The sequence below is a fragment of the Microbacterium galbinum genome (assembly GCF_023101185.1).
Lineage (GTDB): Bacteria > Actinomycetota > Actinomycetes > Actinomycetales > Microbacteriaceae > Microbacterium > Microbacterium galbinum.
This window is the reverse complement of record NZ_CP078077.1, coordinates 2,520,139-2,541,183: the sequence shown is the minus strand read 5'-3', so window position 1 is coordinate 2,541,183 and position 21,045 is coordinate 2,520,139. Positions and strand designations below refer to the sequence as shown.

General features: G+C 70.0%; 15 protein-coding genes and 1 tRNA gene. 4 read left to right on the top strand and 12 right to left on the bottom strand.

The annotated features are described in order from the left end of the window. Window positions 1-108 precede the first annotated feature (108 nt). The 4 genes from KV396_RS12270 to KV396_RS12255 form a co-directional block, all read right to left on the bottom strand. Window positions 109-1,260, bottom strand: a complete 1,152-nt coding sequence (locus KV396_RS12270) for a 5-(carboxyamino)imidazole ribonucleotide synthase (RefSeq protein WP_323131825.1) — start codon at window positions 1,258-1,260, stop codon at window positions 109-111. Between the two features lie 67 nt (window positions 1,261-1,327). Then, a complete protein-coding gene (locus tag KV396_RS12265) occupies window positions 1,328-1,846 on the bottom strand; it encodes a PH domain-containing protein (RefSeq protein WP_407665602.1) in 519 nt (172 codons plus the stop codon). An 87-nt stretch (window positions 1,847-1,933) separates the two neighbouring features. Beyond that, the gene (locus KV396_RS12260) at window positions 1,934-2,701 is read right to left on the bottom strand and encodes a biotin--[acetyl-CoA-carboxylase] ligase (RefSeq protein ID WP_247955886.1); all 768 of its coding nucleotides are present in this window, start codon (window positions 2,699-2,701) and stop codon (window positions 1,934-1,936) included. Between the two features lie 2 nt (window positions 2,702-2,703). Next, complete coding sequence (locus KV396_RS12255; RefSeq protein WP_247955885.1) at window positions 2,704-3,987, bottom strand: CDP-glycerol glycerophosphotransferase family protein; 1,284 nt, start codon at window positions 3,985-3,987, stop codon at window positions 2,704-2,706. A gap of 78 nt (window positions 3,988-4,065) precedes the next feature. Here KV396_RS12255 and KV396_RS12250 point away from each other — a divergent pair, with 78 nt between their 5' ends. Beyond that, window positions 4,066-5,136, top strand: a complete 1,071-nt coding sequence (locus KV396_RS12250) for a glycosyltransferase family 2 protein (protein WP_247955884.1) — start codon at window positions 4,066-4,068, stop codon at window positions 5,134-5,136. A gap of 41 nt (window positions 5,137-5,177) precedes the next feature. Here the strand turns inward: KV396_RS12250 and KV396_RS12245 are convergent, their stop codons facing one another. From KV396_RS12245 to KV396_RS12235, 3 genes are read right to left on the bottom strand one after another with little or no spacing between them, the layout of a single operon-like run. Next, window positions 5,178-6,614: a CDP-glycerol glycerophosphotransferase family protein gene (locus KV396_RS12245; protein WP_247955883.1), complete on the bottom strand. Its 1,437-nt coding sequence runs from the start codon at window positions 6,612-6,614 to the stop codon at window positions 5,178-5,180. Then, window positions 6,611-7,864, bottom strand: a complete 1,254-nt coding sequence (locus KV396_RS12240) for a CDP-glycerol glycerophosphotransferase family protein (protein ID WP_247955882.1) — start codon at window positions 7,862-7,864, stop codon at window positions 6,611-6,613. The genes KV396_RS12245 and KV396_RS12240 overlap by 4 nt, the downstream gene beginning before the upstream one ends. A gap of 46 nt (window positions 7,865-7,910) precedes the next feature. Beyond that, entirely contained in the window at window positions 7,911-9,524 is a 1,614-nt protein-coding gene (locus KV396_RS12235; RefSeq protein WP_247955881.1) for a S1C family serine protease, read from the bottom strand. Between the two features lie 100 nt (window positions 9,525-9,624). Here KV396_RS12235 and KV396_RS12230 point away from each other — a divergent pair, with 100 nt between their 5' ends. Then, a complete protein-coding gene (locus KV396_RS12230) occupies window positions 9,625-10,833 on the top strand; it encodes an aminotransferase class I/II-fold pyridoxal phosphate-dependent enzyme (RefSeq protein ID WP_247955880.1) in 1,209 nt (402 codons plus the stop codon). A 63-nt stretch (window positions 10,834-10,896) separates the two neighbouring features. Here the strand turns inward: KV396_RS12230 and KV396_RS12225 are convergent, their stop codons facing one another. Continuing rightward, a complete protein-coding gene (locus KV396_RS12225; protein WP_247955879.1) occupies window positions 10,897-11,706 on the bottom strand; it encodes a carbon-nitrogen hydrolase family protein in 810 nt (269 codons plus the stop codon). Between the two features lie 79 nt (window positions 11,707-11,785). On the opposite strand from KV396_RS12225, the gene KV396_RS12220 reads away from it, so the two are divergent. After that, window positions 11,786-11,859: transfer RNA gene (locus KV396_RS12220), tRNA-Met, on the top strand. A gap of 159 nt (window positions 11,860-12,018) precedes the next feature. On the opposite strand, the gene KV396_RS12215 is transcribed toward KV396_RS12220, so the two are convergent. Next, complete coding sequence (locus KV396_RS12215) at window positions 12,019-14,940, bottom strand: UPF0182 family membrane protein (RefSeq protein ID WP_247632548.1); 2,922 nt, start codon at window positions 14,938-14,940, stop codon at window positions 12,019-12,021. A 57-nt stretch (window positions 14,941-14,997) separates the two neighbouring features. After that, window positions 14,998-16,083, bottom strand: a complete 1,086-nt coding sequence (locus KV396_RS12210; RefSeq protein WP_247632549.1) for a YlbL family protein — start codon at window positions 16,081-16,083, stop codon at window positions 14,998-15,000. Between the two features lie 117 nt (window positions 16,084-16,200). Between KV396_RS12210 and KV396_RS12205 the strand changes: the two genes are divergently transcribed. Then, window positions 16,201-17,610: a zinc-dependent metalloprotease gene (locus KV396_RS12205; protein ID WP_247955878.1), complete on the top strand. Its 1,410-nt coding sequence runs from the start codon at window positions 16,201-16,203 to the stop codon at window positions 17,608-17,610. A gap of 804 nt (window positions 17,611-18,414) precedes the next feature. On the opposite strand, the gene KV396_RS12200 is transcribed toward KV396_RS12205, so the two are convergent. Together KV396_RS12200 and nudC are read right to left on the bottom strand one after the other, a co-directional pair. Further along, window positions 18,415-20,136 carry an ATP-dependent helicase gene (locus KV396_RS12200; protein WP_247955877.1) on the bottom strand — a complete coding sequence of 574 codons (1,722 nt, stop codon included), beginning with the start codon at window positions 20,134-20,136 and terminating at the stop codon, window positions 18,415-18,417. Beyond that, window positions 20,133-21,008 carry an NAD(+) diphosphatase gene (gene nudC / locus KV396_RS12195; RefSeq protein ID WP_247955876.1) on the bottom strand — a complete coding sequence of 292 codons (876 nt, stop codon included), beginning with the start codon at window positions 21,006-21,008 and terminating at the stop codon, window positions 20,133-20,135. Before nudC ends, KV396_RS12200 begins: the two co-directional genes overlap by 4 nt. Between the last annotated feature and the right edge of the window lie 37 nt (window positions 21,009-21,045).

The window sequence follows — 21,045 nt, the reverse complement described above, 5'->3', positions numbered from 1 at the left end:
AGGGGCGCGGCGGAGGAGTGCAGTGGCTCGGTCACCAGAACAGGCTACGGTCTGGTGCTGGAGATTGCCCCCACGGCACGCGGCCGATCGGCACCCTCGTGCGGCGAATCAGGCGAAATGGGCGGCCGCGGCGCGCGCGACGTAGACCGCGTCGTCGAGATCGCTCGACGACACGTTCACGTGGCCGACCTTGCGCCCGGGCCGCGGATCCTTGCCATAGGTGTGGATCTTCGCCTCGGGGTGGGCGACCATCGCGCTCGCGAAGCGCTCCCCGAGCCCTCCCTCGGCGGGACCGCCGAGGATGTTGACCATGACCGACCACGGTGCGCGCGGGGCGGTGCTGCCGAGGGGGAGGTCGGCCACGGCGCGCAGATGCTGCTCGAACTGCCCGGTGACGGCGCCGTCCTGGCTCCAATGACCGCTGTTGTGGGGGCGCATGGCCAGCTCGTTCACGAGGATGCGCTCGTCGTCGGTCTCGAACAGCTCAACGGCGAGCATCCCCGTCACGCCGAGCCCCTCGGCGATGCGGATGCCGATGCTCTCGGCCACCTCGACGAGGCGCTCGGCGGCCGCCGGTGCCGGCGCGATCACCTCGGCGCAGACGCCATCGCGCTGCACGGTCTCGACGACGGGATAGGCCGCGATCTCACCGCTCGGGCGGCGCGCCACCTGCTGCGCGAGTTCGCGCACGAAGGGCACCAGCTCCTCGACCAGCAGAGCTTCGCCCGCGGGCACGGCGGCGAACCAGTCGCGGGCATCGCTCGCGGCACGGACGACGCGCACACCTTTTCCGTCGTACCCGCCGCGCGGCGTCTTGACGACGCCCTGGCCGTCGTGGGCGTCGAGGAAGGACTGCAGCTCCTGCTCGGAGGCGACCGCAGCCCAGTCGGGCTGGGGCACTCCGAGGTCCGCCAGGCGCGCGCGCATGACCAGCTTGTCCTGGGCGAACTGGAGGGCGTCGGGGCCCGGGTGCACGGCCACGCCATCGGCGACGAGGGCGCGCAGGATGTCCTGCGGCACGTGCTCGTGGTCGAAGGTGACGACATCGACGTCGGCGACGAAGGCGCGCACGGTCTCGAGATCGTGATAATCGCCGACGGCGGTCGCGGCGAGCTGGGCCGACATCCCCTCGCCCTCGGCGAGCACTCGGAGATCGAGCCCCAGTTCGACCGCCGGAGCGATCATCATCCGAGCCAGCTGTCCGCCGCCGATCACGCCCACACGCAAAGCCATGTGCCGTCTCCCTTTCGTCTCGACCATTCTCGCGCATCGTCATCGGTGCGGATGACATCTCGAGATCCCAGGCGCACCGCAGTGCGGGCGCGCGTCACGCGGATGCGAAGCCCTCGGTGCCGGTCTGGGCGTCGCGGTGGGCGAGGATCTGACTGACCTCGATCTGATCGGCCAGGGTCTCGTGCACGAGAGTGACGTTCGGCACGTTGACCAATCGCAGCGGAGCGTCGACACCGTTGGAGAGCGTGATCGTCCCCGTGCCCCATATCCGCTGCAGCGGTCCGCGGCGCACTCCGATCGTGTACCCGCGCGCGTGCGACATCTCGCGGCGGTTGCGCGCGCCCACACCGCCGTGGACGATCACCCGCCGGGTCGTCACCGTCGTCGAACGTGCGAGCCACACCGTGAACGGAATCACGACGAGCAGCAGCACCACCCCGCCGGCGGCGGACAGCAGCATCCAGTTCTCGAACGGCGCTGGAAGGTTGTCGTAGAAGTAGGCGGTCGCCCCGAAGGTGGCCACCAGCACGAGCGCGGACCAGAAGAGGCGACGGGCGTGACCACGGAAGCGTGCGATCAGACGCTCCTCGGACGGCGCACCGGGCGGCGGCATCATCGGCCGACCGCTGAGCGTCACAGGCTGCGTCACCCCACCATTGTGCCCGTGATCTCCGACATCGACGCGTGGGCGGGCGGCGTGTCAGTCCGCGAGAGGGCGCACGTGCACGACGTCACCGGCGGAGATCGGATGATCCACCCCGCCGTGACGCACCACGAGACGCCCCTCGTCGTCGAGCTCGCGCGCGATGCCGTCGAGCGTCCGCTCCCCCGGCAACGACACCCGCACGGTGCGACCGAGGGTCGTGATCCGGCCCGTCGCCGCGGCGTGCAGGCCGCTGGAGACCGCGTCGTCGGCCTCGGCGAGAGCCGCGAGGTGCGCGTCGAATCCTCGGAGGTAGTCGGCGAGCAGCCGATCCTCATCGGCGGCGGCCCCCTCCACGGCGAACGATGTCGCGGTGGGCACGGGCAGCTGCGCCGCCGTCATGGCCGTGTTGACGCCGGCGCCGACGATGATCGCATCCGACGTCGCCTCGGCGAGGATGCCGCAGATCTTCCGCTCGTCGACGAGCACGTCGTTCGGCCATTTCACGCCCACCGCACGTGCGGGCAGCTGTGCGGCGACGGCATCCGCCATCGCGATCCCCGCGATCAGGGGGATCCAACCGCGGAGCACCGGTTCCACCGAGACGCGCACGACGACCGAGATCGCCAGCGCCGCCCCGTCGGGAGCCGTCCAGACGCGATCCAGCCGTCCGCGACCGGCGGTCTGGTTCCGTGTGATCAGGGTCGACAGGTGCGGCCAGCCGAGCGGATCCTCGGCCAGCAGCCGCAGATCGGCGTTCGTGGATGCCGACGCCGGCACGTACTCGATCCGGGGGGCGACGTCTCGCGCGAGCGGGAGATCCATGATCAGATCTCCTCCTCGTCGCCCTCTTCGTCATCGTCGTCGAGATCCGGCCGGACGGCACCCATCTCGTGCGCCTCCCAGTCGTCCCACTTGGCCATGAGCTGTTCGATGCCCGCGTGGAACTTGGCCGTCGCGGCGCCCGGAGTCGTGTCACCGAAGTAGTGCTGCACCCACATGCGCAGACGCGCGATCGCCGCATCGTCGGCGCGGACCCGCTCGACCTCCGACACGATGTCGGCGGCGGCATCCGCGGTCAGCCACTCGCAGTCCGAGAGGTAGCCCGTGGTGTCGATCGAGGCGCGCTCGTCGACCGGACGCGTGATCATCAGGGGCTTGCCCGAGGCGAGACGGTCGTAGACCATCGCGGAGATGTCGACGACCGCCACATCGGCGGCCGACAGCTGCCACCCGAGCTCGGGGCCGTCGTCGTACACGTGCTGAGCGCGCGGGTCGGTGGCGTTCGCCGCGGCGATCGCGGCGATGATCCGACGGTGCGCCGCCCCGTACTCGTGGTCGACGACACCGCTGCGGGGGTGCGGCCGGTAGATGACGCGGTGCGATCCGGTGGCCAGCAGTGCCGACACCAGCCGCTCGCCGTGCGTGGCGATCGACCCGTAGTGCGCGCTCGGTCGGTCGCCCTCCCAGGTGGGCGCATAGAGCACCACGGTGCGGTCGTCCGGCGTGAAGGGGAGCTCGCCCGAATAGTGATCGGCCTGCGGACGGCCGATCTCGATGGTGCGCCGATCGACGTCGTAGGCCCAGAGAGTGCGCGAGAGACGGTCACGCGCCGCCTGACCCGCCACCATCGCGTAGTCGTACGCCTTGTACTGGTTGGTGGTCATGTACATCTTGTCGGACTCGCCGTGGTTGATGAACACGTGCCACCGGCGTCCGTACCGGAACATCTGGAAGTTGCGGGTGTTCTGGTTGACGTACAGCACGATGCGGATGTCGTGCTGCGCGACGAACTTCTCGAGGTTGCGCACGGTCGGCACGAACACGACCGGAGGGGCGTCCTCGGCGAGCAGCTTCTCGGCACCCGTCGCCTGCCGCGCGAGCACGACGACCGGCCAGCGCTTCGACAGTTCGGCGAGCGGCCGGTACCACTGCCGCATCTGGTACATGTTCACCGCACCATCGGCGAAGTAGACGGCGATCTTGAAGTGCCCTTCGGGGAACTGCTCGCTGACCGCGAGGCTGCGGCGCACGCGCTGCACGGCCGTCCTCGACGCGACCGCCCGCTTCAGCAGACGGTACGCCTTCTTCGCGTCGGAGATCGCACCCATCCCTCCAGGATACCGAGCCGGGAGCGGGGCCGAGATCTCGATCAGCGAACGTCCGACGCCCCATGACATGATCGACGGATGCAGCATGACGATTCGCACGCGCCGCCCGTCGGGGTCTCCTTCGTCATGCCCGTGCTGAACGAACGCGGGTATCTGGAGCACGCTGTGCAGTCCGTCCTCGCCCAGGATCTCGACGTTCCCGTCGAGCTGATCCTCGCCCTCGGACCCTCGACCGACGGAACGACCGAGATCGCGAACCGACTGGCCGCCGACGACGAGCGCATCCGCCTCGTCGACAACCCCGCCGCGCACATCCCGGTGGGCCTGAACGCGGCGATCCGCGCGGGCCGGTACTCGACCGTGATCCGCGTCGACGCGCACTCGGAGCTCTCCCCCGGCTACGCCGCCCGTGCCATGCAGACCCTCGAGCGCACGGGCGCGTCCAACGTCGGCGGTGTGATGCACGCCGAGGGCCGCGCACCGTTCCAGAAGGCCGTCGCACGCCTCTACAACTCCCCCGTCGGCCTCGGAGGCGGCGCCTACCACGGCGGCGCGCACGAGGGCGAAGCGGAATCCGCGTACCTCGGCGTGATGCGCCGCGAGGTCCTCGATGAGGTCGGTCTCTTCGACGAGACGATCCGACGCGGCGAGGACTGGGAGCTCAACCTCCGCATCCGCCAGGCCGGTCATCGTGTCTGGTTCGACCCCACTCTCGCCGTCACGTACTGGCCCCGCGAGAGCTGGGTGCGCCTGGCGCGCCAGTTCCGCGCGACCGGCGCCTGGCGCGGAGAGCTCGTGCGGCGATTCGGGCGGCGCAACGGCATCCGCTTCTTCGCCCCGCCGGTTCTGGTGCTGCTCACGATCGTCGCGGTGATCATCGGCATCCTGCAGCTCACCGGGGTGCTCAGCGGCCTCGCCTCACTCATCGCCTCGATCGTCTACGCCCCGCTCGCGGCCTACGCGCTGCTCGTCGTCGCCGTCGCCGCCGCACCGGGCGGTGGCGGCATCCGACAGCGGTTGTGGACGCTGCTCGTGCTGCCGACGATGCACCTGGCCTGGGGCTGGGGGTTCCTGGGCGGCGTTCTGCGTGGAGCCGGTGACACCGTCGATGCCTCCCGCCTGGGCACCCGCAACACTCCGCTGCCCTGACCTGCCCCGGCCATGGCAGGCCGAGGACCCGCGGCCGCGGGTCAGGCCGTCAGGAAGCCCTGGTCGAGGATGCGGTCGACGACGCGCTCGGCCGCTCGCCCGTCATCGCGCGCGTTGAACTGACGCCGCCATGCGTCGTAGCGCTCGGCGTACACCTGCTCGTGGTCGGGCGCGGCGAGCGCGCGCACGAGCTCGTCCTGACTCCCCACGAGCGGCCCGGGAGCCCGGGCGCCGAGATCGAAGTAGAACCCGCGCAGGGTTCCGCGGTAGTGCTCGATGTCGGGCACGAGGAAGTACATCGGCTTGCCGGTGACGCTGAAGTCGAACATCACCGAGGAGTAGTCCGTGATGAGGGCGTCGGCCGCGAGCAGCAGCTGCGCCGTCTCGGGATAGCCGGTCACATCGATCACGCGCGCACCGGCATGGTCTCGTCCGGCGTCGAGCGTGCGGGAGTGCCCGCGCACGAGCACGACCGCATCGGTCTGCTCGGCCAGCCGCTCGGCGTCGATGAAGTCGACCATCTCGGTGCGGTCGTCGCGCCACGTCGGTGCGTACAGCAGCACGCGTTCGTCGGCTCCGATGCCGAGCGCCGCGCGGATCACGGCCGGATCGGTGGTCGCGAGCGCGTCGTTGCGTGGATATCCCTCGACCCAGATCGGACGCCCGAAGAACGCATACGCCTTCTTGAGGATGCGCTCGGCGTAGGTGTTCTGCGCGAGCAGCACGTCCCACCGCCGTGATTCCTTGACGACGGCCGCCATTCGTCGCGGGTCGAATCCCGGACGATGCAGCGCGAGCCGCTTGAGCGGAGTCCCGTGCCAGGTCTGCAGCACCTTCTGGCCGGGCTTGCGGGCGAATCTCCGGCGCAGCCAGTCGTTGACGACGAGCAGGCGCGCCGCTCCCCGAGCGTGCCACCACTCCGGGCTTCCCTCGACGACGGCGATCGCCCCCTCCGGCACGGGGACCGAGAAGTCCACCACGCTCCAGTAGCGACGCACGTCGGGGGCGCGCTTCGCGATCTCGCGGTCGATCGCCTGCGGATTGCACCCGACGCTCCGGCCGTAGAAGCTCTCGAAGAACACCGCATTCTCTGTGCCGCCCGCCTGGGCGACGTAGCGCTCCTCGAGCGTGGCCTGCCCCTCGGCGGTCTCGTAGATGGGATCGATCGGTGCGGCGATGCGCACGGTGTCCCCGGCCACCTCGACGCGGAGCCCGGGCAGCAGCACCGGAGCAACGTCGATGTCGTCGAACGCGGTCTCGGCGACCGTCAAGCGGTACTCGCCGGCGGGAAGCGGCAGTGCGGGGCCACCCCACCGGGCGGCCTGCAGCGCGAACACCGCCTTCCAGGTCTTCCCCGCACCCGACAGACGGGCGTCGACCCGCGCGCGCGGGCCGACCAGCTCGGCGTGCGCCGGGCGCGGTCCGGTTCCTGCGATGACCAGCGTCTGCGCCGACTCATCGATCCGGGCCGTTGTCATACTGCTCCCTTCGGTGCGCGGATTCCCCGCGCGCGGATCGCACCATAGACCCGCTCGGTGTTTCGGCCGTCGCGGAATGCGTGCATCTCCGCGCTGAGCGTAGCGGAACGGGCGGCCCGCTCGGTGAACGCCGCCTCGTCGGACAGCAGCCCCTCGAGCTGCTCCAGCACGTCCGGCCAGGAGGACGCGGCATCCGCACCCGCGACGTCGCGGTAGCGACCGTAGAAGCCGCGTGAGTGCGCGTACTCCTCCGCGTCGGGCGCGAGGAAGAGGACGGGCATCGCCAGGAGTCCGACGTCGTAGGCGAGCGACGAATAGTCGGTGATCAGCACGTCGACCGCCGGCAGCACCGGGGTCACGTCCGCGAGCACGGAGGAGCCGAGCATCCGCACCCGACGGCTCGGCAGAGGCGGGACGTACCCTCCTTCTCCGAGCGGATGCGATCGGATGATCAGGGTCGCATCGCGCTCTTCGAGCACTCGGACGATCCGCACCCAGTCGTCGGCCGAGGGGACGGCGGGGTCGGCCGCACCGTCGCGCCAGGTGGGCGCGTACAGCACCACGCGAGACGTTTCGGCCAGGCCATCGAGCGCCGTGCGCAGACGGGCGGATGCTCGTGCGCGACGCTCCTCCGGCGATCCCTCCGAGAGCACGTCCACACGCGGCTCCCCGGTGACGACGACGCGGTCGCTCGGCAGCCCGAACGCCGACTCCAGACGCCCGCGGGAGCGGTCGGAGGCGGCCGGGAGCACGCGGATCCTCTGCGCGGCGGCCCGGTACAGGATCGCGATGGCCCGCCGCAGGATCGCAGACCCCGGGACGTTCGGAACCTGGGTCGTCGCCGGCGAGTCGATACCGATGCGCTTGAGGGGGATGCCGTGCCAGAGCTGGACGATGAACCCGCCCCCGTCGGCGTACCGGTTGATGTCGCCGAGACCGTGCGTGACGACGAGGACCCCGGCGCGTGCGGTCGCCCACCAGCCACGGATGCTCGATCGTCGGAGCGTGCGGATGCCGAGCGCCGCCGCCTCGTCGTCCTCCCGCTGGGATCGGGTCAGCCAGACCGCCTCGTGGCCCTGCGCGGTCGCGTAACGGTGGAGGGCGAGCGCGCCGTCACCGATCCCGGCACCGCATCCGAACACCCAACGATCGCCGCGCGGTACGACGAGCGTGCCGAGGCGCCCTGCGAGGGAGAGCGGGATCCTCAGCAGCTTGGCCGCATTGCCGGACCCGAAAGAGAAGGACGCCACCCCGCGAGCCTATCGCGGAGGTGGCGTCCTTCTCCGGGCGGTGGTATCAGCCGGCGAGTTCGCCGAGCGTCACCTCGATCTGGTACTCCTTGCCGCCGCGGATGTAGGTCACCTTCGCGTCGCTGCCCCCGGCCGCGGCGCGCACCTGGGCCGTGAGGTCGCTGGCGCTGGTGATCGGCACGCCGTTGAAGGCGGTGACGATGTCGTCGGCCTTGAGACCGCCGGCTGCCGCCGCTCCCCCACTGGTCACGTCGGCGATGTACGCCCCTGCGACATCCGCGCCCTGCACGGAGGCCGCATCCTGCACCGACGCCCCGAGCAGGCCGTGCGTGGCCGCACCGTCGGCGATGATCTCTTCGGAGACGCGCTGGGCGATGTTCGACGGGATCGAGAAGCCGAGGCCGATCGACCCGGACTCCTCCGACGATCCGGAGCTGGCGATCGCGACGTTGATACCGATCAGTTCGCCCTTGCTGTTGACGAGGGCACCGCCGGAGTTCCCGTGGTTGATCGCGGCGTCGGTCTGGATCACGGCGATCGAGATCGACTCCGACGTCTGCTGCTGGCCGTTGCCGGGCAGATCGAACTGGAACGGACCCTGCTGGCCGTCCTGCTGACCGTCCTCGGGCGCCTGTTCCTGCGGGGCGTCCTCGCTCGACGAGTCCGGCAGGGCGGAGGACGCGATCTGGATGCTGCGGTTCAGCGCGCTGACGATGCCGGTGGTGACCGAGTTCGACAGTCCGAGCGGCGCGCCGAGTGCCACGGCCGTGTCGCCGACGTTCAGCTCGGACGAGTCCGCGAACTCGATGGGCGTGAGATCGGTGGCATCGGTGAGCTTGATGACCGCGAGGTCGTAGATGGGGTCGGTCCCCACGACGGTCGCCGAGTAGATGCGACCGTCGGAGGTCGTCACACGGATCGTGGGGTCGGCGACGGCACCGCCGAGCGTCACCACATGCGTGTTGGTGAGCACGTAGCCATCGTCGCTGATGATGACTCCGGAGCCGCTGCCGGCCTCGCTGGTGCCGGCGACCTCGATCGTGACCACCGACGGCAGCGCCTTGGTGGCGACGGCCGTGGTCTCGTTCACGGAGCCGGGGTTGTTGACGGTGACCGTCTGCGGGCCCTCTGCGACACCGCTCGAGGGCGTGGCGCCGACGGCGTTCCAGATCGCGCCGCCGCCGAAGCCCGCGACGCCTCCGACGAGTGCGGCGGCGACCACGATGGCCGCGAGGCGCACGCCGCCGCGCGGCTTGGCCTCCTTGGTCTTCACGTGCGGATCGGCCGGTCCGTCACCGAGGCCGAGCGGCGCGGTTCCGCCCAGGGGAACCGTGGGCTGGGTGTGGGCGGCGCCGGAGTGGAGACCGAACGCGGCTCCCGGCGACGTGGCCGTCGAGCCAGCGAACTGCTGCGCGGTGGCCGGAGCGATCACGGGCGCGGGGGCGGCGGGAGCGGGCGACGCGAACGTCGAGGGCACCTGGTGTCCCGCGGCCGACTGCGGCGCGGGAGCGGACTCTGCGGCCACGGGGGCGGCGGGCTCCGCGGCCGGCGCGGCGGGGATGTCAGCGGCGGCCTGCGGCGCCGAACGGTCGGCGACCTCTGCTGCCTCGGTGGACGGCACGTCGGGTGCCGAGTGGTCGGGGGTGTTGTCTTCGTTCATGGTGTGTGCTCCTTCAACAACGCCCCTTCAGAGTGCTCTCCGAGTCTGTGCGTTTCATATGGCGAAGGTGAGTTTCCCTTATGGCCATAGCCTGTTCTTCATGAGTGTCATCACCGGTGCATGGCGGCGCACAGCGGCGGGCGCGGGCCTGCTCTCGCCCGACGGGGCCGTCGCGCCCACCATCTTCGCAGAGATGTCGGCCCTCGCGGCCTCGACGGGAGCGATCAATCTCGGGCAGGGATTCCCCGACGAGGACGGCCCGGCCGAGGTTCTCGAAGCCGCCAGGCAGGCGATCGCCGATGGGGTGAACCAGTACCCGCCCGGTCGGGGCACCGCCGATCTCCGACTCGCCATCGCCGAGCACCAGAAGCGCTTCTACGGCCTCGACGTCGATCCCGACACCGAGGTGCTCGTCACGGTCGGAGCGACCGAGGCTCTCACGGCGACGCTCCTCGCCCTGATCGACGGTCCGGAGGACGAGGTCGTCGTCTTCGAGCCGTACTACGACTCCTACGCGGCCGCGGTCTCTCTCGCCGGCGGCACGCTGCGCACCGTGCCGCTGCGTGTGCCGGACTTCCAGCCGGACCTCGACCGGTTGGCGGATGCCGTCACCGACCGTACGCGGATCATCCTCGTGAACGATCCGCACAACCCGACCGGCACGGTGTTCGGCGCGGACGTGCTCACCGAGATCGTTCGCCTCGCCGAGCGGCACGACGCACTCATCGTGACGGACGAGGTCTACGAGCACCTGGCGTTCCGCGCCCGGCACATCCCGGTCGCGACACTGCCCGGCGCGGCGGAGCGCACGCTGACGATCTCCTCGGCGGGCAAGACCTTCTCGGCCACCGGATGGAAGGTCGGCTGGATCCACGGTCCCGCCGCGCTGATCACCGCCGTGCTCACCGTGAAGCAGTTCCTCACCTACGTCGGGGCCGCCCCCTTCCAGCCCGCCGTCGCGGTCGGGCTCCGCCTGGGAGACGCCTTCTTCGCGGATGCCGCGGCGACGCTCGCCCACAAGCACGACGTGCTCGGTGCCGGACTGCAGGCCGCGGGTTTCACCGTCTTCGCCCCGCAGGGCGGATACTTCACCCTCGCCGACGCCACGGCGGTCGGCGGCGCCGATGGTGCGGAGTTCTGCCGCACCCTGCCCGAGCGCTTCGGCGTCGGGGCGATTCCGCTGGCAGCTTTCCTGCCGCCGGCGCACCGCGCCGACCCGGAGTACGCGGGCATCGTGCGCTTCGCCGCCTGCAAGAAGGTGTCGGTCATCGACGAGGCCGTCTCGCGCCTGGCGCGCCTGCGGGACTGAAGGCTCCCCCAGCGGGCCCACGGGGGCCGAAGGCTCCGCAACGAGGTGCGGAGAGCTCGCCGGTCAGCGCGGAACGACGGCGTACCGGCGCACCCGCAGCGACGGGTTCGTCTCGCGGACGCGGTCGATGACCGCCCGTTCGACGGGCGCCACGGCGATGCCCTCGGCGCTGCCGACACCGGCGAGCACCACTCCCTGCGGATCGACGATCTGCGAGTGGCCGACGCCGATCGGCGCGGGGTGGTCGGCGGAGACGACGTAGACCGTGTTCTCGATCGCCCGGGCGGCGAGCAGGGTGGTCCAGTGATGCTCCTTGAGCGGACCTCGCACCCACTCGGCGGGCACCACCAGCACGTCCGCCTCCGCGTCGACGAGGGTGCGGGCCACCTCGGGGAAGCGGAGGTCGTAGCAGGTCATCAGGCCGAAGCGCAGGCCTGCCAGGTCGAACGTCGCCGCCTCGCCCACCTCTCCCGGCTCGACCCAGTCCGACTCGGTCTGCCCGAACGCGTCGTAGAGGTGCTGCTTGCGGTAGACGGCCAGGATGCCGTCGCCACGGACGGCGACCACCGTGTTCCGGACGCGATGGGTGTCGTCCGACTTCTCGACGAGTCCGGCGACGATCACGACCGCGTACTCCCCCGCCAGCGCGATCAGCGTCTGCACGAAGTCGCCCTCCAGCGTCTCCGCGTGTGCGGCGAGAGTCTCGTCCATCGGATTCACGAAGTAGCTCGAGTACTCGGGCAGCACGATCAGACGTGCGCCCCGCGCCGCGGCATCCGCCACGAGTTCGGCGATGCGCTCGCGATTGCCCTCCCGGGAATCGGTGGGCGCGAACTGGCAGACGGCGACGGGAACGGCGGGGCTCACGGACATGCCCTCATCCTCCCGCATCGCCGCAGAGTGCGCCTCGATTCGCGCACTCCCGATTCCCGTGTTAGGCTATTCCTTGTGCCGCGGGGTGGAGCAGTTCGGTAGCTCGCCGGGCTCATAACCCGGAGGTCGCAGGTTCAAATCCTGTCCCCGCAACGAGAATGCGACACAAGAAAGGCCCCTGATCAGGAGAAATCCAGATCAGGGGCCTTTCGCTGTGCCCGGTGGATGCGTGGACCGACACGATCGCCGACACCCGGGAACGACGAATGCCGCACCCCGAGGGATGCGGCATTCGTCAGAGCGGTCCGAGGATCACTCCCCCGACGTGGACTCCATGTCGAGGAGCTTCTGCACGGCCTCGGTGAGACGCTTGTCGGCCTCGCCGAACTTCTCGAGGTCACCGGCCTTCAGAGCGGTGTCGCGGTCGAGGAGCGCCTGGCGCGCGTCGGCCAGGGCTGCGGCCTGCTCGTCGGTCGGCGTCGTGGGCTCGGTCGGTTCGGTGGTCGGCACTTCACCCGTGTCGGGGTCGACCTCAGAGGGGTCGACCGGTTCGACCTCGTCATCTCCTCCGGTGGCACCGGAATCACCGCCGAAGAGGGAATCGAGCGCCTCGGTCAGGGTGTTCTCGAACGCGACCCTGTCGCCGAAGGCGACGAGCACCTTCTGCAGGCGCGGGAGCTGCGTGCCCTCGGACGACTGCACGTAGACGGGCTGCACGTAGAGAAGACCGCCACCCACGGGGAGCGTCAGCAGGTTGCCGTAGATGACCTCCGACTCTCCCTGCTGCAGCAGGTTGAGCTGCGGGACGACCGCCGTGTCGGAGTTGTAGGTGTTCTGCACCTGACCGGGACCCGGCACCGTCGTGTCGTCGTTGATCTCGAGCATGCGCAGTTGGCCGTAGCCCTCCGCCTTGACACCCGCCTCGGCACCGGCATCCGAATCGACGGCCAGATAACCCATCAGCACGTCTCGGCTGCTGCCGGCGCCCTGCGACGCCGGGATGAACGTCGAGAACATCGAGAACCGCGCGCTGTCCTGCCCCGGCATCTGCATGGTCAGGTAGTACGGCGGCTGCAGCATCGCGTCGCTGCGCGGGTCGTTCGGGGTCTGCCAGCGGTTGTCCTGCTGGGCGAAGGACCCGGCGGTGTCGATGTGGTAGATCCCGAGGATGTCGCGCTGCACCTTGAACAGATCGGTCGGGTAGCGGACGTGGCTCATCAGCTCGCCCGACATGTCGCTGATCGGCTTCACGGTCGACGGGTAGACCTTCTGCCAGGTCTTGAGAATCGGGTCCTCGGCGTCCCACGCGTAGAGCGTGACGGTGCCGTCATAGGCATCGACGGTCGCCTTGACCGAGTTGCGGATGTAGTTGATCTCGTCGATCGCGAGGCTCGGTGCCCGCGTGTTCGAGTCGGTGATCGCGTCGGAGAGGCTCACGCTCGTCGCGTAGGGGTACGTCGAGCTCGTCGTGTAGCCGTCGACGATCCAGACGATGCGGCCGTCGACCACGCTGGGGTACGGGTCGCTGTCGAGCTCGAGGTACGGAGCGACCTTGCCCACACGGGTCTTCGGGTCGCGGTCGTAGAGGATCTGCGAGTCCTCGTTCACCAGATTCGAGAAGAGGATCTGCTCGGACTGGAACTTGAGCGCGTAGAGGAGCTTCGTGAACGTGTCGCCGATGGCGGGGCCGCCCTCGCCGTTGAACGTCGTCTTCGTCTCGCTCGCGCCGTCCTTGCCGCGCGGGTAGTCGATCTCGACCGGGTCGGCGCCCTCCGGGGCTCCCACGATCGAGTACTCGGGCGAGTTCTCACCGAAGTAGACGCGGGGCTCGAAGTTCTCGCGGTCGGTCAGGAAGCCCGACGACGGGATGCCGCGCTCGAGGAAGACGGGCTCGCCGTCGCTCGTGCGCTGGTTGCCCGCGGCAGCGACGAGGCCGTAACCGTGCGTGTAGACGGCGACACGGTTGTTCCAGTTGTCGCCCTCGCCGAGCTTGGTGATGTCGAGGTCGCGGACGGCGACGACCGTGTCCTGCATCTCGCCGTCGATCTCGTAGCGGTCGACGTCGAGCGTCTCCTCGAACTGGTAGTACGCGCGGTACTGCTCGAGCTGCCGCACGGTGGGGCTGATGACCTTCGGGTCCATGATGCGGATCGAGGCCGTGGTGTCGGCATCCGCGCGCAGCTGACCGGCTTCGGCATCCGTCTCGGCCTCGAAGGTGGTCGTCTCGAGGTTCGCGACCCCGTACGCCTCCTTCGTGCCGTCGATGTTCCGCTGGTAGTACTCGGCCTGGTAGGCGTTCTGGTTCGGCTTCACCTGGAAGGTCGTGACGACCCACGGGTATCCGACACCCACGACCAGCGAGGCGACGATCAGCAGCGCCGTGGCGGCGAGCGGGAAGCGCCAGCGGCCGATCACGGCCGTGACGAAGAAGAGGATCGCGACGAGTGCGGCGATGATCGCCAGGATCGCGAGACCGGGGATCGTGGCGTTGACGCCCGTGTACGCGGCACCGGTGATGCGGTCGTCGGGGGTGACCAGCGTCTTGTAGCGGTCGAGCCACAGGCTGACCGCCTGCACGAGGATGTAGAGACCGGCGATGACGGCGAGCTGGATGCGCGCCGCCTTCGAGATGCGCAGCTCTCCCTGACCGATGCGCACCGACCCGTAGAGGTACGACACGAGCGCCGTGACCAGGAGCGAGAGCAGCAGCACGGCCGAGACGAACGCGAGCGCGATCGAGTAGAACGGCATCGCGAACATGTAGAAGCCGGTGTCGATGCCGAACTGCGGGTCGACGTCGCTCGTCGCGACGCCGTTGGCCCAGAGCCACACCGTCTTCCACTGCCCGGCGGCCGAGAAGCCGGCGAACAGACCGAAGAAGATCGGCATACCCCACATGGCGAGACGACGCAGGGGCTCGATGACCTCCTGGTAGCGGTCGAGCTGGGAGCTCAGGCGAACGTAGACCGGGCGCAGGCGGTAGGCCAGCTGGATCACGACGAACAGCGGCACCGCCATCCCGAGGAAGCCGATGACGAACATCACCACGGTGGCGACCCACTGGGTCGTGAGCACACCGGTGAAGCCCACCTGATCGAACCAGAGGAATTCGGTGTAGAGCGACGCGAAGACGAAGAACACCGCGATCAATGCGGCGATGATCACCAGCGAGATGCCGAATATGCGTCGGGAGGTTCGAGGAGTGGCCGGGTTCGGAGCTGAGGTCGAGGTCACACCCCCATCCTAGGCACGCGTTACTGGGCTGCGGCTGTCATCCCGGTCACGGCGAGGTCACGACGCGGTGCAGGCGGGCAGCGCCGAGACGTCTCCGCCGTCGGCGATGACCTCGAGAGCATCGAGCGATTCCTCGAGCGTCGCGGTGCGGACGACCTGCAACCCGTCGGGCACGTGGCCCACGACCTCGTCGCAGTTCGATGCCGGAGCGAGGAAGAACTCGGCCCCCGCATCACGCGCCCCGTAGAGCTTCTGACGGATGCCGCCGATGGGGCCGACCGTGCCGTCGGCCTCGATCGTGCCGGTGCCGGCGACGTTCTCGCCACCGTTGAGCTCGCCCGGGGTGAGCTGGTCGATGATCCCGAGAGCGAACATCATCCCCGCGCTGGGGCCGCCGACGTTGTCGAGCTGGATCGTCACGTCGATCGGGAAGTCGTAGTCGGTGCGAAGGGTGATGCCGATCAGCCACGTGGTCGTGTCGCCCTCGGTGTACTCCTGCGGGGTGATCGTGACGTCCTGCTCCTCGCCGTCTCGCAGGACCGTGAGGTCGATCTCCGCTCCCCCGATGTCCTGGATGCGCGAGCGCAGCTGCTTCGCCGACACCACGGGGTCGCCGTCGATCGCGGTGATCACGTCGTCGGGTTCGAGGATGCCCTCGGCCGGGGAATCCTCGACGGCCTCGACGACGACGACCTCGGCCCCGGTGTCGTAGCCGAGCTCTCCCAGCGCCGCGGCGGTCGCCTCGTGCTGCGAGTCGACCATCAGGGTCGCGTTGCGCTCATCGCGCTGCTCGGTGGTCACGCCCTCCGGGAACACGGAGTCGAGCGGTACGACGGCGCGGGAGGAGTCGGTCCACGCCAGCGCGAGTTCGAACCAGCTGGGGGTGCGCTCGCGGTTGCCGACGACCTGGACGGTGGTCAGATCGAGCGTGCCGCCGGTGTCGAACGTCTCGGCGCCCTCGATGCTGATGAGCGGCACCTTCTCCCCGTCCGCACCCGCGGCCGTGCCGAGGGTGTCGTAGACGGGGCCCGGCCGCTGGATGACGTAGGGGGTGGGGAGGAAGGTGAGGACGACCAGTGCCACGAGTGCGACGATCAACGCCCAGACGCCGAGTCCGAGCTTCACAGGCCGCGTTCGTTCCACAGCATCCTCCGTCGTTCGCGAGCGGCGTACAGGGATCTGCCCGCATCGGGTTCGCTCGCATGAACCTGTGACTAGCGTAGATGGCACGGCTATAGGCGTGCTGAGAGGGCGATCGACATGGCAGACAACGACCCGACACCCGAGGACTTCCAGGAGTTCCTGCGGCGGATGCTCGCAGGCCAGGGTGGCGACATCGACCCCGAGGCGCTGCGTGGTGCTTTCGAGGGCATGGACGGGCTGGCGCTCGACCCCGCGATGATGCAGACGATCATGTCGCAGTTGCAGGGCGCGTTCGGCGGCGACGCCTGGGAGAACGCGCTGCGTCAGGCGCTGCACATCGCGAACCGCGACGGACAGGGCATCACCGACGGCTCGCGCACCTCGCTCGTCGACGCGTTCGCCCTGGCAGGGCTCTGGCTCGGCGAGGCGACCACGATCTCCGACCTCGCCCAGGCGCCGGTCGCGATGACCCGCGGCGAATGGGTCGAGAAGACCCTCCCCGTGTGGAAGGAGATCGCCGGCCCCGTCTCGACCAGCATCGCCGATGCGCTCACCAGCGCACTCGACACGCAGGTGCCCGAGGAGATGCGCGACGTCGTGCAGGGCGCGGGCAGGCTCATGCGCGGGCTCGGCGGTTCGGTGTTCGCCGCGCAGTTCGGCCAGGTGCTCGGCAACCTCTCGCTGGAGGTGGTCTCGGGCGGAGACGTCGGCATCCCGGTGCTCCCCGCCGGCACCGCCGCGATCATCCCGCAGAACCTCTCCGCCTTCGGCGAGGGACTCGAGATCCCCGACGACCAGATCGCCCTCTACCTCGCGGCGCGCGAGCTCGCGTACGCCCGCCTGTACCGGCACGCCAAGTGGCTGCACCTGCACGTGATGGCCCAGATCACGGACTTCGCACGCGGGGTGACGGTCGATGTGGATGCACTCGAAGACGTGGCGAGTCGTCTCGATCCGTCCAACCCCGAGGAGCTGCGGGCCGCGATCGAGGGCGGTGCCCTGCTGCCGACGCAGACCGAGGCGCAGCGCGAGGCACTGACGCGGCTCGAGAACCTCATCGCGACGATCGACGGCTGGGTCGACGTCGTCACCACCCAGGCGACCTCGCGCCTCCCCGACGGTGCACGGCTCGCGGAGGCGGCACGTCGTCGGCGCGCGGTCGGCGGCCCCGCCGAGGACGCGCTCGGGGCTCTCGTCGGTCTGAAGCTGCGCCCGCGACGCATGCGCGAGGCCGCCGCCATGTGGCAGCAGGTCACGGATGCCGTCGGTATCGCCGCCCGCGACGCGCTCTGGGACTACCCCGATCTGATGCCGACCGCCGACGACATCGACGACCCGACGGCCCTCGTCGCCCGCCTGCAGGCGACGGCGCGGGGTGAGCAGCCGGTCGCCGACGAGTTCGACGAGGCGCTGGCCCGCCTGCTCGACGGTGACGACTTCTCGGGCGACGCCGACGAAAAGTCGAGCGGAGATTCGTCGGGTGGAGACGAGTCGGAAGACCGCCCCGAGGGCGACCGGCCGGTCTGAGCCGCGACTGCTCCTCCCCATCGGAGAGGAGCAGTCGCGTTGTCCACGGATGTCTCTGCGGCATCCCATGGACGCCGTGGAATGTCCAGAATCGGTGGATGCCTCCGCTCACGCCGACGACACTCACCCGCCTCTCACCCGCCCTTCCGCTGCTCTGGCGCGACGAGCGCACGCTGCAGCTCGGACTCGACGGCGATCTGCACATCGACGCCGAAGCGGCATGGGTGGAGCTGCTGCTGTCACGAATGGGTTCCGGCTTCCGCCGAGCCTCCTTCGACGTGATCGCGCACGGACTCGGGGCGCCGCGCGAGGAGGCGCGAGCCCTGCTCGCGCGGCTGGAGCACCTCCTCATCGACGACCCGCCCGTGCCGCGCGCCGCCTGGGTCGAGCGTCTCGGCGTGACCGATGCCCGCACCGAGCATCGCTTGCGGGAGAGCCTCGCCGACGAGGGCGTTCCGATCGGAGAGCACGGTTCCCGGTCCGGCGCGGCCGTGGTGCTCGTCGCCGGCAGCGCTGCGGCGATGCAACTGGCGACGTACCTCCGCGACGATGTGACGCACCTGCCCGTCGCCGTCGGTCGCGATCAGGTGACGATCGGCCCGATGGTCGTCCCCGGCATCACGCCGTGCCTCACGTGCCGCGATCTCCATGCTCGCGATCTCGACCCCGCCTGGCCCCGACTGCACACGCAGCTCGTCGCTCGCGACCCCGGACGCGTTCGCGCCGTGCTCATCGCTGGCGCCGGAGCGATCGCCGCGCGCCTTCTCGCCGCCACGCCCTCGGCGGAGAGCGAGATCATCCGGCTCAGCGCGGACGGGTCCCGCGACTCGCGAGCGGTGGGGTTTCACGGAGAATGCCTGTGCCGCGTCCCGTCGTCCCGATCTCTGCCAGGAACCGCGAGGGAGCCCGTTCGCCTCGTCCCGCCGAGCGCGACCACGACAGAGACAGAGTTCGCGCGGCTCGCGTGACGCCGACGTACGCGAGCCGGCGCTCCTCGTCGATCGATTCGAAGCTCGTCGCGTAGGAGATCGGCAATGCCCCCTCCGCCCATCCGGCGAGGTGCACGTGCAACCACTCCAGGCCTTTCGCGGCGTGCAGGGTCGAGAGCGTCACGGTGCGCATGGTCGGCTCGTGCTGATCCTTCGCCCGGGCCATGAGCGCATCACCGAAGGAGCGCAAGGTGGCTTCGGGCCCGGCCTCCTCGGCGAGGCGGAGGATCGCGCGTCGCGCCTCCCAGCCGTCGCGCTGGGCTCCGCCCGCCGCCGGCGGTTCCTCGGTGAGTCCGAGCTCGCGCAGCACGCGCTGCACCGCAGGGACGAACCCCTGCTCCACCGGGGCGACGGCCGCAGCACGGATCGCGAGGATCGCCTGACGCACCTCGGGCATCGAGAAGAAACGGGTGCCGCCCAGAACCGTGGTCGCGATCCCCTCTGCGGCGAGCGCCTGCTGCAGCGCGGCCGATTGGGCATGGGCCCGGTAGAGCACCGCGATGTCTGCGGGAGAGATGCCCTCGGCGATCTGTGCCGAGATGGACGCGGCGATTCCCTCCGCCTCGTCGCGCTCGCTGTCGTAGGCGGTGACGGTGGGCGGCTCGGTCGCGAACTGCTCGCGCGCGGGCGTGAGCTCCAGCGCGCCGGGGCGCCCCTTCATGAGCGCGTTCGCGGCGGAGAGGATGGGAGCCTGCGAGCGGTAGTTCGTCTCGAGTCGCACGACGGTCGCATCGGGATGGCGGCGTTCGAACTCGAGGAGGAAACGCTGCTCGGCGCCGGCGAAGGAATAGATCGTCTGGCTGGCGTCGCCGACCACGCAGATGTCGTGCCTGTCACCGATCCAGAGCTCGAGCAGTCGGTTCTGCAGAGGCGAGACGTCCTGGAACTCGTCGACCGTGAAGTGGCGGTACTGCTCGTGCACCGATGCGGCGACTCGCGGCTCGGCCTCGAGCATCCCGGCGCACGCCAGGAGAACGTCTTCGAAATCGAGCTGGTTGCGCTCGTCCTTGAGCGCCTCGTATCCGCGCTGCAGTTCGGCGAGTTGCGTCGCATCGACGCCGGATACCGACCGTCCCAGGGTCGCGTGCTGCTCGATCGAGAGCATGGAGACCTTGCGCCATTCGATCTCTGACGCGATGTCCCGCAGGGTCGCGGTGCTGGGACGCAGGCGGATGGCGTCGGCGACCTGTCCCAGCATCCGCACCTTGTTGTCGATGATCGACGGGGCGGGCTGTCCGGCGAGCGTCGGCCAGAAGAAGTTGAGCTGCGCGAGAGCGGCGGCGTGGAACGTGCGGGCGGCGACGCCCTCGACCCCGAGCGCACGCAGGCGCCCGCGCAGCTCCCCCGCGGCCTTCGCCGTGAACGTCACGGCCATCACCCGCGCGGGCGAGTACGCGCCGGTGTCGACTCCGTGCGCGATCCGGTGGGTGATCACGCGCGTCTTGCCGGTACCGGCCCCCGCCAGCACCGCGACGGGTCCGCGGAGGACCGATGCCGCCTGCCGCTGACGCTCGTCGAGTGCGTCGAGAGCGCTCACGCGCCCGCCTCGAGCCAGTCCACGATGAGTGCGCGCGCGATCGATGCGTGTCCGGGCAGCCCGACGGGCCCCTCTCCCGCCAGGGACGACGTGATCTCCGCGCGGGTGAACCAGCGCACGTCGACGATCTCCTCGCCGTCGGCGCGGGCATCCGCCTCGTCGTCGACGACCGCGCGGAAGCCGACCATCAGAGAGCGCGGGAACGGCCAAGCCTGCGAAGACACGTAGCGCAGCGCGGAGAGACGCACCCCAGATTCCTCGGCGAGCTCACGATGGACGGTCGATTCGAGCGACTCGCCCGCCTCGACGAACCCCGCGAAGCACGAGTACATCCGACCGCCCCAGTTCGCGTTCGCGCCGAGGAGCAGTCGCTCGCCGTCGCGGCTCTCGACCGCCACGATCACGGCGGGGTCGGTGCGCGGGAAGTGATCGCGCCCGCAGACCAGACAGCGACGCGACCATCCCGCCTGACGGATCTCGGTGCCTCCGCCGCATGTCGGGCAGAACGGCGCATCGCGCAGCCAGGCGGCGAGCGCCAGCGCCTCGATGAGGATCTCGCTCTCCTGCGCCGGGAGCCGCACTCCGAGATCACGCAGCCCGAGCCACGTCTCGTCGGGGGCCGCGTCGATCGACGCGCTCTCGGCCGGAAGCGCGGCCAACAACAGCGGAGTTCCGGACTCGTCGCGCCCGAGGAGCGCCCATGTGGCATCGACGGGTTCTGTCGGGGCGACGCGGACCAGCAGATCATGGGTCACGCGCACTCGACCGTCGCGGACGGCGATCACGCGTGTCGACGTCTCTCCGCGCAGACGATCGATGACGCCGGATTCCTCGCGGAGCTCGGCCGCGCGGTCGAGGGTGGGGCGGTGCATGGGTGATCGACTCCCTCTCTCACGGGCGTGGCGGAGG

Coding starts and splice junctions, on each gene's coding strand:
- KV396_RS12270 (WP_323131825.1), bottom strand. CDS start 1,260: ATGGTCGAGACGAAAGGGAGACGGCACATGGCTTTGCGTGTGGGCGTG.
- nudC (WP_247955876.1), bottom strand. CDS start 21,008: ATGCACCGCCCCACCCTCGACCGCGCGGCCGAGCTCCGCGAGGAATCC.
- KV396_RS12260 (WP_247955886.1), bottom strand. CDS start 2,701: ATGGATCTCCCGCTCGCGCGAGACGTCGCCCCCCGGATCGAGTACGTG.
- KV396_RS12225 (WP_247955879.1), bottom strand. CDS start 11,706: ATGTCCGTGAGCCCCGCCGTTCCCGTCGCCGTCTGCCAGTTCGCGCCC.
- KV396_RS12255 (WP_247955885.1), bottom strand. CDS start 3,987: ATGGGTGCGATCTCCGACGCGAAGAAGGCGTACCGTCTGCTGAAGCGG.
- KV396_RS12230 (WP_247955880.1), top strand. CDS start 9,625: ATGAGTGTCATCACCGGTGCATGGCGGCGCACAGCGGCGGGCGCGGGC.
- KV396_RS12250 (WP_247955884.1), top strand. CDS start 4,066: ATGCAGCATGACGATTCGCACGCGCCGCCCGTCGGGGTCTCCTTCGTC.
- KV396_RS12235 (WP_247955881.1), bottom strand. CDS start 9,524: ATGAACGAAGACAACACCCCCGACCACTCGGCACCCGACGTGCCGTCC.
- KV396_RS12205 (WP_247955878.1), top strand. CDS start 16,201: ATGGCAGACAACGACCCGACACCCGAGGACTTCCAGGAGTTCCTGCGG.
- KV396_RS12265 (WP_407665602.1), bottom strand. CDS start 1,846: ATGCCGCCGCCCGGTGCGCCGTCCGAGGAGCGTCTGATCGCACGCTTC.
- KV396_RS12245 (WP_247955883.1), bottom strand. CDS start 6,614: ATGACAACGGCCCGGATCGATGAGTCGGCGCAGACGCTGGTCATCGCA.